Below are 13,456 nucleotides of genomic sequence, written 5' to 3' on the forward strand. Positions count from 1 at the left end.
GTTAAACAGGCTCAGACCATGGATCCAAAACACGGAGAAGAAAAAATGATCTCGCAGTGAAAGTGGCCATTGACGTGAAACTCCTCATGTGAGGGCCGACAGCGCGCCGACGCTGAAGGTCACGACGGCCGCACCCGCGCCATTCGCACGGGCATAGCCCTCGGCGCTGAACCCGCAGTTGAGTTCATTGCAGCAATAGACCTGCCGCAGCCCGTCAATTTCCAGAAGCTGGTCCAGAAGGACGAGGTTGTAATCCCCGGCAACCGCGAAGTGATCCTTCAGCCCGATCTGGGCAAGGCGGTCGCCAAGGTAATGTCCGACAGTATAGGCCATGTTCGTGTCCCTCCGTTTTATTATCGCGGATGGCCACATGATGGGTCATGCGACCACATGGAAGAATGTTCCAGAACAAACCATTGCCAGAAATAATAAAAGTTCTTGGTGAAGCTTTTGATCGAAAAAGCTTCGAAAGACGCCGCCTTTTTGAAAAAAGGCGGCACCCGAAAACTTCTTTTACTTTCCCTGTCAGGCCGATCCCCGAAACACTCCCCCGATAAACCGCTGTGAACGAACCTTTGGCCCGGCGGGGGCGCTAGACGCTTTCGGCGACCCAGTTCTTGCGCTTGGTCGCCTGCCCGATGCCGGGATTGAAACAGTTGCACGGGTCAAGCTGCTGGTAATGCGCACGCACGTCATCGGGTGCTGCATACAGGTGCCCGAAATTATGCTCCGCCGGGTAACGCGCCCCGCGACGGTCCAGCAGCGGCAGCATGCGATGTTCAAGGTCCATGCAGTCGTTGCCTTTGCGCACCACATAGTCCTGATGCATCACGTGGCACAGGAAATGCCCGTAATACAGCTTGACGATGATCTCGCGGTTGATGTCGTCGGGCAGCACCTCGAACCATTCGCGGTCATTGCGGCGCAGGGCGACGTCAAGGGCGACGATGTCCTCCGTCGTGCGGGGATGGACCGCACGGTACCGCACGGCCGCCCCCGCGGCGGCGAAGCGGTGCAGGAACGCCTTTGCCCCCTCGTCCGGGGTGCATTCAAAGAATTCGCCCTCGTTCTTCGCAAAATGGCTGGTCAGGAAGTCGCGGGCCTCCTGCGCGCCCGACGCACTGACCTTGAGCATCAGGTGATGGGCGAAGCGGTCGCGGTAATCGCGCATGCGACGCGGCATGTGGTTGGGGAAGAAGTGGCTCAGGAACTGCATGAACCGGTCGGTAAAGTGCGACGGCATGAAGCCCATGCGGTCGAACAGGCGATCGAACTTCGCTTTCAACGCAAACAGCGCTGGCAGGCGGCGCGTGCCCAGCATGCGGATGATGACGAAGGTGTCCTTGCCATACTTCTCCGCGATGTTGAACGCGTCGCGATGCAGGTATTCCCCCGCGATCGGCAGTTCCGCGAACGAGCCGAGCACATGGCGGCGCAGGTCCTCGAGCACGTCGGTCTGGTTCGTGCCGATATAGAAGACGACGGGGTTCTTCTCCGCCTCGAACGTGTCAAGGCGCACGGCGAACAGGCCCAGATGCCCGGCACAGCCTGACCCTTCGTGCAGGCGGCGCAGGTCGGCGTTGTAGCGCGCGGGCGTGTCGGCGTCGATGTCGCGCACATGGCGGGCGTAATCGTCATCATGGCCGCGCCCGGCGTTCCAGTTGATGCTGGCGTCGGGGAATTCGCCCCGTTCGGCCCTGCTCAGGATCTCCTCCGCATCGGTGCCGAGGTCGATGCCGAGGTGATTGACCAGGTGCAGTTCGCCCGCCGCATCGACCTGCGCATACAGCGCCATGTCGGTATAGGCCGGGCCACGGCGCACCAGCGCGCCGCCGGAATTGTTGCTGACACCGCCAAAGACGGAGGCGCCGATGCACGACGACCCGATGACCGAATGTGGCTCCCGCCCCAGCGGCTGGAGCATGCCCTCAAGCTGGTCCAGCGTCGCGCCCGGCAGGCAGACGACCTGCTTTCCCCCACCGATCAGGTGGATGGTGCGCATGCGCATGCTGTTGATGATGACGACATCGCGGTCATATTTGTCACCATCCGGGGTCGATCCCCCCGTCAGGCCGGTATTGGCGGCCTGCATGATGACGATCACATCGGCCTTTACACAGGCCTGCAGCACGCGCCACTGCTCCACAAGGGAGCCGGGACGCACGACGGCAAGGGCGCGCCCCTGCCCGAAGCGGAACCCCCGGCGGAATGGCAGCGTCGCCCCCGGATCGGTCAGGACATGCCCGTTACCCACGATCGTGCGGAACGTGTCGATCAACTGGCTTGCGGATGTATCATGCGCCATTGTCAGCATTCTTCTTGAAATCTCCCATCCAGTACATGCGCCACGCGCACGGGGCCTGCGACATGCAGGGAACCGTGCGCGGACACAGGCACACGATACAGTGTGCCACGCCCGGCGCATGTCCAGACAGGTATAAAACGCCGGGGCTCCATGTCCATGGAGCCCGGCATCAGGCGGCGGCGGACGTCTCGCCCAGCCGCGCCAGCGGTTCCATCAGCAGGTGGTTGTGCGAATAATCAACCGGGATGGAGATGACGACCGGTCCTTCGGCCTCCATCGCCGTGCACAGCGCGCCCGCGATTTCATCGGCGCTGCGGATCGCAATCCCCTGCGCGCCGCACGAGCGTGCGAACATTGCAAAGTCGATCGGCCCGAAATCGACACCCGACCCGCGGCCGTATTTCTTGCGTTCCTGCATCTCCACCATGTTGTACTGCTGGTCAACCCAGACAAGGTGGACGATGTTGCATTTCAGCCGCACCGCCGTTTCCAGTTCCATACACGACATCATGAACCCGCCGTCGCCGGACACGGAAATGACCTTCTGCGCCGGGTTGATCAGGCTTGCGGCAATCGCCCACGGCAGGCCGACGCCCATCGTCTGCTGGCCGTTGCTGATCAGCATCTGGCGCGCACGGAACGACAGCAGGTAGCGCGCCAGCCAGATGTGGAACGTCCCCATGTCGAGGCACATCGTCACGTCAGGCGTCACGACCTTTTCCAGTTCGCGCACGATCTGCAGCGGATGGACCGCCGTGTTGCTGGTGCTGCGGGCCTCCAGCAGGTCGCCACGGCGCTTGGCATGGTAGTCGCCAAGGATTTCCTCGAGCGAGGTCGCACGCGCCAGCCTGCCCACCTTCGCCGTCAGCGCCGCGACGCTGGCCGCGACATTACCGATCAGTTAAACCGCCGGCACGTAATGGGTGTCGAGTTCGGCGGCCACCACGTCCACATGGACGATGCGGCGCGCGTCATCGACGTTCCACAGCCACGGGTCATATTCGATCGGGTTGTAGCCGATGGAGATGACGACATCGGCCTCATGCAGCAACTGGTCGCCCGGCTGGTTGCGGAACAGGCCGACGCGACCACCGAAACGGTCGGCAAGGTCGTGCGACACCGCACCCGCCGCCTGGTAGGTGCCGATGACCGGGACACCGGTGCGCGCGATCAGGCCACGCACGGCCTTCGCCACGTCGGGACGGCTGGCAAGCAGGCCGAGCAGGATGACCGGGCGCTGCGCCTTTTCAAGCAGGGCGGCGGCTTCGGCCACGGCATCGTCCGCGGCGGCCCCCGCATCCGGCAGCGGGCGGCCCGCCAGCACCGGGCCGTAGGCCGGCATCGACAGGATGTCCATCGGCGTGCTGATGAAGGCGGCGCCGGGGCGTCCCTGTTCGGCAAAGCGGAAGGCGTTGGCGACGACTTCGGACACCGCGTTGGGGGAGGTGATTTCCGCGCTGTATTTCGTGATCGGCTGGAACAGGGCGACGGTGTCCATGCTCTGGTGCGTCAGCTTCAGCCGGTCCGCAAGCTTCACCGCGCCGCCGATCGCCAGCACCTGGTCGCCTTCGGAATTGGCGGTGGCAAGGCCGGTCACGAAATTCGACGCCCCCGGCCCGGAGGTCGCGATGGCGACGCCCGCCTTGCCCGTGATGCGCCCGATGCCGCCGGCGATGAACGCGGCGTTCTGTTCATGGCGGGTGACAACCGTCTCGATCGGGGAGTCGACCAGCGCGTCAAACAGGCGGTCAACCTTTGCCACGGGGATGCCGAAAACATGCGTCACGCCATGTTCGACCAGGTTGCGCACAATCATTTCGGCCCCGCACTGCGTGGCGGCCGATCCTGCCTTGTCTGTCATATGACCGTTATTCCTGTAACGGGTGCGCCCGACCTGTATGTGGCAGGGCGCAATTTGCGGATAATACAGTAAAGGACGGGGCGATACCCCGCCTTAACCGCCTTCTGCCACGCGAATGGCCTCGTGAATGTTTTCCGGCGTCAGGTTTGCCTTGGCGAACTGTTCGGTACGCGGAAGCTGGATTTCCACGTCGGAGATGATCCCGACCTCAAGCCGTCCCTGCTTCACGCGGTAATCGGTCACATGGCCGCCACGCTTGCCGTCCTCGGTCAGGAAGTGCAGGTGATAGCCCGCGACATTGACGCCCTGCATATAGGGCGGCGTGCGGAAGCCGAGCATCGTGCCCGAAGACGCGCCAAGCTGCATCGTCGGCTGGCGGCTGACGACCTCGAGCATCGGCGGGTAGGGATGGCACTGGCAGAAGACGGTGCGCGTCTCCACCTTTTCGAACAGGCCGGTAAAGCGCACGGCGGCGAACAGGTTGGGATTGTCCACCAGGCGGTTGACGATCTCCTCGAACCCGTCCTTGTCGCACGGCGTGTCGATCACGTATTCCTTCTCCGGCTGGAAGAAGGTCACGCAGGCGAACGGCGTCTTGAGCGAACCGGGCACGCGCCCGGCCTGCCCGTCGGCGCGAAACTGGTGGACGACGCTGTCATTGACGATCATCTCGCCATCGAGCGCGTTGAACGTGCCGAGGCCGAAATTGCCATGCACCAGAAGTTCGTCGAGCGTGGTTTCCCCGTCATAGACCGCGTCAAGCAGCGCCGCCATGGTGGACGTCTGGTACAGCCGGTTGCGACGGGGGCCAAGATCGGCGCCGCCACCAAGCGCGCCAGACCGGGAATCGATCTCACCGACCGATTGGCATCTGAATTTCAAACCATGTCTCCCGCATCAGATCACGGCGGCCGCCTGCGGGTCTGGCGCCGGATAAATCCTTGTGTGCGCAGATGGTGATGCAGCCCGACCCAATCGTCCAATATATATTTATGCCATTTTCCATATATCAAACATATGGCACATCGCCCGTCCCCTCCTGCCCCCGCCGGGCATGACGGATGCAGCGGACATGAAAAAAACCATGTAAAATGGAAATATTCGCAATGCCCGCACGCCCGCGAATACAGGGGGCGCAAATATTCGCACCGGGCGCCCCATGCCCGCCATGGCGGGGCCGACATGCCGCCTTGCCCGATGGCCGCGCGCCCGCCATTGTTGGGGGCATAACCATGTTGAAAACTGGATACCCGATGACGAAGCCACTCCGTATCGCCGCCTCCGCCCTCATGCTTTCCGGGCTGCTGGGAACGGGCGCGCAGGCCCTTGCCGCCCCGGCCCCCGCCGCCGCGCCGCAGGCAGAACAGGCCGCCCATCCCACGACAGACTTCCTCGGCCCCTGGTCCTCGCTGGGTCTTGAACCGGTGACGATCACGGCGGGCAAGGCGTCAGGCGGCACCACACCGCTGAACATGAAGCTGCCCGCGCCGCTGGAAAAGCTGACGGGCCTTGTCGGGCGCACCTTCGTGCTGCGGCAGGTCGATGGCACGACGCTGCATTCCGTCAATGACGACCCGGACATCACCTTCACCCTGACCTCGCAGAACAGCGCGGACCTCAAGATGAAGGGCAAGAAGCCGGGACAGGTCATGAACCTGCCGCTCAGCAGGGCGGACTGACCCGCGTTTTTTCAAGGCAAGGGGCGTCACCAGGACGTCCCGACATGAAAAACCCCGGCCGTGCGGTGCATGGCCGGGGTTTTTCATGCGGTCGCATCCGCGTCAGTCGGGCATCATGCCCAGCAGCCCACGAAGCTTGCTGCGCAGTTCGTTTTCGCGCGGGACGCTCAGCGCCTCACGCAGGCGCAGCATCTGCCGGCGCGACGCATAAAGCTGATCGAGCAGCGACAGCACGATGGGCACCCCTTCCTCGTTCACGCCAAGGTCATGGCGCAGTTCACGGATCAGGATGGCGCGGGCCTCGTCGATTTCACGGAACAGGTAATGGCCCGGCGTGCCCTCGGGGCGCAGCCATTCGCTGTCGATCCAGTGCTGGATCTCGTCCGCGGGAACGCCACCCACCCTGACGCACAGGGTTTCAAAGGTAATCATGACGCGCCGTCCCCCTTCTTGCCGTCCTTCTCCCCTCCGGGGGTCCATGACTTCAGGAAGTCCTCGAACGCCTTGTCGGTCTTGCCGATCGTGACCTGCAGCTTCACGTACAGGTTGCCGGCCTCCTGCCCGCCATGCGCCTTCACGCCGCGACCACGCAGGCGCAGCACGCTGCCGGTGTCGGAATGCGGCGGCACGTTCATCTTGACCGGGCCCGCAGGCGTCGGGACCGTGATGCTGCCACCAAGGACGGCGGTCTTCACGTCGATCGGCAGGGTGGAGCGCACGTCATTGCCATCACGTGTGTAAACCGGGTCGGGCGCCACCGAAATGGTAATCAGCGCATCGCCCGCCGGACCACCCTGGAAGCCTTCGTCACCCTTGCCGCGCAGGCGCAGGACCTGCCCGTCCTCGATCCCCGGCGGGATCTTCACGTCAAGCGTCGCCCCACCGGGCAGGGTCACGCGCGATGTGCCGCCATTGACGGAATCAAGGAAGCTGACGGTCAGGGCGTACTGGCGGTCCTCCCCCTTCATCGGCCCCTGCGGACGCCGGCGGAAGCCGCCGCGCTGCCCGAACATGCCGCCGAAGATGTCGCCGAGGTCATCCTCGGAGAACTGGCCACCGCCATAGAAATGGCCCTGCCCCCCTTCGGCGTGGCTGCGATAGCCACCACCGCCGGGGAAGCCGCGCTCCTGCCCCTCGGCATCGATTTCGCCACGGTCGAAGCGCGCGCGCTGCTCCTCGTCGGACAGCAGCGCATGCGCCGCCCCCACCGCCTTGAAACTCTCTTCCGCCGCCTTGTCGCCGGGGTTGAGGTCGGGATGGTGCTTCTTGGCCAGCTTGCGGTAGGCCTTGCGGATTTCGTCCTGGCTGGCGGTGCGCGCCACGCCAAGTACCTCGTATGGATCTTTACTCACGGTTGGGTGTCATTCCTCCGGGTCGGGCCGAACATGTTGCGGTGTGGGCCGCGCGGCAGGCCGACCCCGTCCTGCCTGCCTGACGGTCATTCATACCATGATAATGGGAAGCCCATGCGCCCCGGTCAATGAAGGGCGCAGGCAAAAGCGCATGCCCGTGGTGCAGAATACTGTCGGGTGCATATCAGGTAGATGAAAATAACATCTCAGGCCGCCGGGAAAATAAATCTTTTGTTGTTTTACTTCGCGACGGTATTATTTTATTGTATCAATAAAAATACCAATACAGAAGATATCCCCCTGACATGCATGTTGTCTTCCTCACGCTGGCATTACTGACCGTCAGTGGAATCAGCAGCCTGATTTCACGCATCGGCCGCATTCCCGTTCCGCTTCCACTGATCCAGATCGCTATCGGGGCCATCGCGTCACTTGCGGGGCTGAAGATCGGGTTCGACCCGGACATGTTCCTGCTGCTGTTCATCCCGCCGCTGCTGTATGCGGATGCCTATCGCATGCCGATGCGTGAATTCGGGGAACTGCGCAATGTCATCATCATGCTGGCCCTCGGGCTTGTGGTGTTCACGACGCTGGGGTGCGGGTATTTCATCCACTGGATGATCCCGCCCATCACCCTGCCCGCCGCCTTTGCGCTGGCGGCCGTGATGTCGCCCACCGATGCGGTGTCGGTCGGCAGCATGATCGAGGGCGGGCGCGCGCCTGCCCGCGTGGTGCATATCCTGCATGGGGAGGCGCTGCTCAACGACGCATCGGGACTGGTGTGCTTCAAGTTCGCGGTGGCGGCGGCGATGACGGGCATCTTCTCCTTCCAGCAGGCGCTGGGCAGTTTCATGTTCATGTCGGCGGGCGGCATCATCATGGGGGTGCTGATCGCGTGGGCGGCGTGCCGGGCGGAACATGTGCTGCTGGTGCGTGGCTATGACGACCCGCCGACGCACATCACGCTGGCGATGATGCTGCCGTTCGCGATCTACCTGATCGCGGACGCGGCGGACTGTTCGGGCATCCTTGCCGCCGTGGCGGGGGGCATGACGGTGAAGTTCACCGGCGTGATGAACGAGGCGCGGACCGAAACCCGCCTGAAGGCCACGACCGTATGGGACATGGTCAACTTCACCTTCAACGCGGTGATCTTCCTGCTGCTGGGACTGCAACTGCCCGACCTCGTGACCGAGGGCGCGCGCATCGCACGCCAGGGGGGCGTGTCGCCGTGGTTCCTGATCCTGGCCATCATCGCGATCCAGTTGTCCATGAGCACGATGCGCTTCATCTGGATCTGGATCTCCATTTCCGCGCGGCGCCTGTTTGCGCATGTGCGCCACCGCCAGACGGTCATCCCGTCGGCGCGCACGGTGCTGATCATGACGGTGGCGGGCACGCGCGGGGCGATCACGCTGGCGGCGATCCTGTCGCTGCCGATCGCGACCGCGACCTCGCCCGGCTTTCCGGGGCGCGACCTGCTGGTGACGCTGGCGGCGGGGGTCATCATCTGCTCGCTCGTGCTCGCCAGTGCGACAATGCCGGCGCTGATGGCGGGGATGCAGATGGACGAGGACGATCCCGCCCTGCGGGAGCTTGACGCGATGCGCATCGAACTGGCGCAGACGGCGGTGCAGACGCTGCATGCCGAACAGGCGGCGCTGGCGCATCACGAAATCGACCACGACACGGACGAGGAAGCGGTGGACCTGAAGCAGGAGGCGATTTCACGCCTGCTGCATGAATATCAGGACACGCTGAAGCGGCTGGACAATTCCGCGGCATCGCAGAGCGGCATCCGCGCGACGGCCATCCGCGAAAAACGCGCGGAACTGGCCCTGCGCTTCCATGTCATCCGCCACATGCGCGAACGCCTGCACCTGCGCGTGATGCAGCGCCGCATCAATGACGAGACGGAGGCCACCATCAACCAGGAGCTTGATTTCATCGAGCAGGAACTCCAGATCGAGGCACACTCCCTGCCGCGGCAGGCGGGTGAGCATGCGGAAGCCGCCGCGCACTGACCCCGTGCCAGCAGCCGGCCGGATGCGCCGAGACCCATAAGGAGACCACAGGATGACGAACGCCCGGCACCAGCCCCCGTTATTCCCGCCCGCGCGCATGCTGGCCGCCGCCATGGCGGTGATGCTTGCGGCCGCGGCACCGCTCTCGGTCACGGCGCAGGCGCGCGACCACAGCTTCCATATCCCGCACCGTCCCCACGCGCCTTCGCCCTATGGCAACGTCACGGGCTACGAACCCGTGCAGGACAAGAAAAGCCCCGAATATATCAAGACCGCGCAGGTGTGCGAAACGACGTCGGCCATGGGGATGTACGCCACCACCACGGCCAAGCAGATGTCGATGAACCGCACCGACCACCGGCGTTTTTATGCGCAATGCATGGTCTCGCACGGGGCATGGCGTTCGCTGGCGCTCTCGGCGGGCGGCGACATGGGCGGCGACGACAGCATCAGGTAACGAGGGAAAGTTTTTGCAAAAGCCTTTCCCAAAAAAGGCTCAGGGGACGCCGCCCGGCACGGAACGGGGCGACGTCCGAAAAACCGTCTCCGGGCCTTACCGCCCCGGAGGCGCCATGAATTCCGGCCCCACCGGGTCACGCACCGTACGCACCAGGATCGCGTCGATATCCTTGCGGTCCTGTTCCGTCAGGCTCCAGCCCAGCGCGTCACGCACACCCGCGATCTGCTCCGGCTTGCGCGCGCCCCACAGCGCGATGGTCGGCCCCTGGTCCAGCACCCAGCGGATCGCCAGCGCCAGCAGCGACTTGCCATAGCGTTCACGCGCGAAATCACGCAGCGCATCCACCGCCGCCAGATACTGCGCAAAGCGCGGCGGCTGGAATTTCGGATCGCTGCCACGCAGGTCGTCGCTGCCGAACTTCGTCTCCGGCGTCATGCGGCCCGACAGCAGTCCCCGGCACAGCGGGCCATAGGCCAGCACCGCAAGCCGGTTCCTGATGGCATAGGGCAGGATGTCGCGCTCGATCTCACGCTCGAACAGGTTATAGGGCGGCTGGATGGCCGACAGGGGGGCGAATTTCCGGAATTCCTCGATCTGCGGGATGCTGAAATTGCTGACGCCGAGTGCAAGCACCTTGCCCTGCGTCACCAGTTTTTCCAGCGCACGCGCCGTCTCCTCCATGGGCACGGCGGTATCGGGCCAGTGGACCTGGTACAGGTCGATATGGTCCGTGCGCAGGCGACGCAGCGAATCCTCGATTTCCTTGTTGATGCGCGCGGCGGACGTGTTGCGGAACGGCTTGTGGTCGGCATGCCAGTCAAGGCCGACCTTGGTCGCGATCGCCACCTTGTCGCGGCGGCCACCGGACAGGGCCTCGCCCACCACTTCCTCCGAATGGCCGAAGCCATAGACGGGGGCCGTGTCGATCAGGTCGATCCCGACCTCCAGCGCCTCGTGAATCGTGGCGATGGCCTGACGGTCATCGGGACCGCCCCACATCCATCCGCCAATCGCCCATGTGCCCAGCGCAATGCGCGCCACCGGCCGCTTCAGGCCGGGAATGGCGAGGGTATCCGCCGTTGTCGCGACACCGTTTGCTTCGCCTGTCATGCAGTGCTCCTTCGTGCAATGGGCGGGACGCAGCCACCCGGCACGGGCACGGCCGCGATGATGCGGCGTCCCCCATGGCGGCGGGTGGCCGGGCGCGCCCCGCGCTGATCCCTTGCGGACGTTCTGGCCGCACCTCCCGCCCCGGGCAAGGGGGCCGGATGTCGCCAGACAGTCCATGTGTTACAGAGTTGGGCCTTTTGGACATGATCGCAAGGCAGGGACTTTTGACATCCGGCAGATGGGCTGCCCCCTTTTCGCATCGGGCACCGCGCCGTATGCAGGAAGGAGAACGGGCGACGCCGCCGCGCCGTACACAATGGAGGAGAAACCCCGCGTGCCGCGCAAGATTGCCTTTCTGCTGCCCCTCATGGCCCTTGGGGCCTGTGCCCATACCCCCCACCAGCATCCCGCGCGCACACCGGTCGCGCAATACCCCAACGGGGCGGGGCCGCTGGCGGTCGATACACATGTGCCCGATTTCGCCACACGAAATTTTGAACCCTTCACACGGCAGAACACCATCGCCATCGCCCTGCGTGAATGGCGGATGTTCGGCCAACCCGTCAGCGATGACGATCCCGAACAGCGCCCCGAACCCACCATCGCCGCGGTCAAGCCCGAACGCACCGCCGGGATGTGGCAGCGCGTGGGCGAATACTGGTGGATCGGCCAGGACCCCGGCGAGAAGGAAAGCGCATGGACCGGCAAGCATGACGAAAACGGGCAGGTCACGGATTTCGTCCATGACGGCACCTATGCCTGGTCGGCGGCGTTCATTTCCTATGTGATGCGCGTGGCCGGGGCGAATGACCGCTTTGCCTACTCCCCCAACCACGCCACCTATATCAACGCCGCCGCCGCCCATACGGAAAAAGGCGTGCGGGCGCGCAATCCCGACAGCTATGCCCCGCGCCTTGGCGACCTGATCTGTGTCGGGCGCGGGGCCAGCAAGGCGGTGCGTTTCGCCAACCTGCCCACGGCCAACCCCTTCCCCGCGCATTGTGGACTCGTGGTGGCGATGGATGACAACGCCCCGCCCTTTGGCCACCAGATCAGCATCATCGGCGGCAACGTGGATGATGCCGTCTCCATGACCCATGTGCCGGTGGACCGGCATGGGCGCCTGTCCAGCCATCGCGGCGGCAGCGTCGATCCGCGTTATCCGTGGTGCGTCGTGCTGCAGGTCCTCTATGACGCGGACGGCGCGCCGTCGAACGCGCCATAATCCGCGCTGCGACGCCTGTGCGCGGGCCGTCGCAACGTGGCGGGATCGGGGTGGAAGGTACGCACCGGCACCGCCGGCAGCACCCAGCACTGGCTGGCGGCAGCGTCGAATTCGAGACGCAGCATGACTTCACGCCCGCGCGCCTGCGTCCCTGTCCGCCACAGCGCGCATGGCAGCGACAGCGTTTCCCGTGTCCATCGCCACGCCGTCCCCTCCGCCCCATCCGTGCCATCGGGGTGGAGCGGCGCATGGAAGGCCGGGGCGATGCGCGGGTCGGCGGGATCGACCTCCGCCATGCGCATCCCGTCGCCCAGGCTGATCCGCCGCACGGCAAGGCCCAGCGCGCGCCGGTCGTCGCAGGCGGCCCAGTCCGCCGGGACAAAGGTGCGTGACACCACGCGCACATGCCGCGCGGTGGCGGGAAAGATGAAACACGCCACGCCGTCCTTCACATCGCCGCGCAACCGGCGGCCATCGACCATCGCATGCACGTCCATGCAGGTGCTGACACGCCAGCCCATGTCCTGCGCCCGCCCCGCCAGTCCCGCGCGCCGCGCCGCGACCAGCGGGCCACGTGTCAAAATCCGCGGCAGGCCGCCCGGGCGCGCCTGCGCCATGCCCACGCCCACCGGCAGGCCATTGGCCAGCACGACGGCCGCGCGGTCCAGCACGATCCCCCAGCATTCCATCACACCGCCGGGGACGGTGGCGATCGTCGCGCCATTGGTCAGTTCCCGCGCGGGGACCAGCACCTCGTCATGCACGGACTGCCCCATGGCCATGTCCGGCAGGACCTGCAGGTCACGCGCCGGCCGTCCCTGCGCACAGGCATGGGCGGCGACATGGACAAGGTAGGCATCCCTGCGCCCGACGGTGGGCGGATGCGCCGCGATCAGGCCGATCCAGCAGATGCGCCGCATCTCGCCCGAGGCCGCCAGTACACAGTCGCCCGGCCCCAGGTTTTCCACCGCGACATCCCCCGAGGGCGTGCGCAGCATCGTGCCGGGAATGAAACCGGTCGCCAGTTCGTCCATGCGCGTCATGGTGTCCCGCCGCATGACGGGCGGCACGGGCGGGACGGGCGAAAACCGCGTCCGCGTCCCCTCCCGCCGGGCGTGGTCACGACACCTGCCGCCACCCCCGGGTCCCTGCAACGGCTGGTCCATCGCCGGAATTATAAGCGTCATGACCTTCCCCACGTCCTTCGCTGCCATACATGGCGGCTGGCGTGACGCGTGCGCGGGCCTGAGCCACGGTCGCCAGCACTGACGGAACCGTGGTCATGATGTTTTCCACGCCGCGCCATAAAACCGCCTTTATCAGGGCACAGGATGCGCAGTTGGGTATCTGCGCGATAGCCCATGGATGCGGCTGGACATGAAAACAAAAAGCTGCATTATATATATGTTTATCTTCTTGCCTTAGAATTGCTCCCGCAGA

The 13,456-nt window shown here is 64.8% G+C and carries 10 protein-coding genes and 2 pseudogenes; 4 read left to right on the forward strand and 8 right to left on the reverse strand.

The features are described 5' to 3' along the window. Positions 1–90 precede the first annotated feature (90 nt). The 4 genes and pseudogenes from CFR72_RS12390 to budA form a co-directional block, all read right to left on the reverse strand. Positions 91–333, reverse strand: a pseudogene (locus CFR72_RS12390) (thiamine pyrophosphate-binding protein); the annotation flags it as partial. Positions 334–592: 259 nt separating this feature from the next. Next, positions 593–2,314, reverse strand: a complete 1,722-nt coding sequence (gene dld / locus CFR72_RS12395; RefSeq protein ID WP_110914242.1) for a D-lactate dehydrogenase — start codon at positions 2,312–2,314, stop codon at positions 593–595. Positions 2,315–2,474: 160 nt separating this feature from the next. After that, positions 2,475–4,166: pseudogene (alsS, locus tag CFR72_RS12400) on the reverse strand (acetolactate synthase AlsS). Positions 4,167–4,259: 93 nt separating this feature from the next. Further along, complete coding sequence (gene budA / locus CFR72_RS12405) at positions 4,260–5,048, reverse strand: acetolactate decarboxylase (protein WP_110914243.1); 789 nt, start codon at positions 5,046–5,048, stop codon at positions 4,260–4,262. Positions 5,049–5,419: 371 nt separating this feature from the next. Between budA and CFR72_RS12410 the strand changes: the two genes are divergently transcribed. After that, on the forward strand, positions 5,420–5,845 hold the full coding sequence (locus CFR72_RS12410; RefSeq protein ID WP_110914244.1) for a hypothetical protein: 426 nt from the start codon (positions 5,420–5,422) through the stop codon (positions 5,843–5,845). A gap of 102 nt (positions 5,846–5,947) precedes the next feature. Here the strand turns inward: CFR72_RS12410 and CFR72_RS12415 are convergent, their stop codons facing one another. Next, positions 5,948–6,277, reverse strand: coding sequence for a chaperone modulator CbpM (locus CFR72_RS12415; protein ID WP_110914245.1), 330 nt, complete (start codon positions 6,275–6,277; stop codon positions 5,948–5,950). Further along, positions 6,274–7,197: a DnaJ C-terminal domain-containing protein gene (locus CFR72_RS12420; protein ID WP_110914246.1), complete on the reverse strand. Its 924-nt coding sequence runs from the start codon at positions 7,195–7,197 to the stop codon at positions 6,274–6,276. The genes CFR72_RS12415 and CFR72_RS12420 overlap by 4 nt, the downstream gene beginning before the upstream one ends. A 305-nt stretch (positions 7,198–7,502) precedes the next feature. Between CFR72_RS12420 and CFR72_RS12425 the strand changes: the two genes are divergently transcribed. Together CFR72_RS12425 and CFR72_RS12430 are read left to right on the forward strand one after the other, a co-directional pair. Further along, positions 7,503–9,221, forward strand: coding sequence for a Na+/H+ antiporter (locus CFR72_RS12425; protein ID WP_110914247.1), 1,719 nt, complete (start codon positions 7,503–7,505; stop codon positions 9,219–9,221). A 52-nt stretch (positions 9,222–9,273) separates the two neighbouring features. Continuing rightward, positions 9,274–9,678 (forward strand): hypothetical protein, encoded by a 405-nt coding sequence (locus tag CFR72_RS12430; RefSeq protein WP_146220727.1) that lies wholly within the window; start codon positions 9,274–9,276, stop codon positions 9,676–9,678. Between the two features lie 96 nt (positions 9,679–9,774). On the opposite strand, the gene CFR72_RS12435 is transcribed toward CFR72_RS12430, so the two are convergent. Further along, positions 9,775–10,791, reverse strand: a complete 1,017-nt coding sequence (locus tag CFR72_RS12435; RefSeq protein WP_110914260.1) for an aldo/keto reductase — start codon at positions 10,789–10,791, stop codon at positions 9,775–9,777. A gap of 316 nt (positions 10,792–11,107) precedes the next feature. Between CFR72_RS12435 and CFR72_RS12440 the strand changes: the two genes are divergently transcribed. Further along, positions 11,108–12,016 (forward strand): DUF2272 domain-containing protein, encoded by a 909-nt coding sequence (locus CFR72_RS12440; protein ID WP_110914249.1) that lies wholly within the window; start codon positions 11,108–11,110, stop codon positions 12,014–12,016. On the opposite strand, the gene CFR72_RS12445 is transcribed toward CFR72_RS12440, so the two are convergent. Further along, positions 11,980–13,203 (reverse strand): Hint domain-containing protein, encoded by a 1,224-nt coding sequence (locus CFR72_RS12445; RefSeq protein ID WP_167400382.1) that lies wholly within the window; start codon positions 13,201–13,203, stop codon positions 11,980–11,982. The genes CFR72_RS12440 and CFR72_RS12445 overlap by 37 nt on opposite strands. Between the last annotated feature and the right edge of the window lie 253 nt (positions 13,204–13,456).

This window comes from Gluconacetobacter entanii (assembly GCF_003206495.1).
Taxonomy (GTDB): Bacteria; Pseudomonadota; Alphaproteobacteria; order Acetobacterales; family Acetobacteraceae; genus Novacetimonas; species Novacetimonas entanii.

Excerpts from the sequence above, each read along its gene's own strand:
- dld (WP_110914242.1), bottom strand. The coding sequence starts at position 2,314 with ATGCTGACAATGGCGCATGATACATCCGCAAGCCAGTTGATCGACACG.
- CFR72_RS12410 (WP_110914244.1), top strand. The coding sequence starts at position 5,420 with ATGACGAAGCCACTCCGTATCGCCGCCTCCGCCCTCATGCTTTCCGGG.
- CFR72_RS12415 (WP_110914245.1), bottom strand. The coding sequence starts at position 6,277 with ATGATTACCTTTGAAACCCTGTGCGTCAGGGTGGGTGGCGTTCCCGCG.
- CFR72_RS12425 (WP_110914247.1), top strand. The coding sequence starts at position 7,503 with ATGCATGTTGTCTTCCTCACGCTGGCATTACTGACCGTCAGTGGAATC.
- CFR72_RS12430 (WP_146220727.1), top strand. The coding sequence starts at position 9,274 with ATGACGAACGCCCGGCACCAGCCCCCGTTATTCCCGCCCGCGCGCATG.
- CFR72_RS12435 (WP_110914260.1), bottom strand. The coding sequence starts at position 10,791 with ATGACAGGCGAAGCAAACGGTGTCGCGACAACGGCGGATACCCTCGCC.
- CFR72_RS12440 (WP_110914249.1), top strand. The coding sequence starts at position 11,108 with ATGGAGGAGAAACCCCGCGTGCCGCGCAAGATTGCCTTTCTGCTGCCC.
- CFR72_RS12445 (WP_167400382.1), bottom strand. The coding sequence starts at position 13,203 with ATGACGCTTATAATTCCGGCGATGGACCAGCCGTTGCAGGGACCCGGG.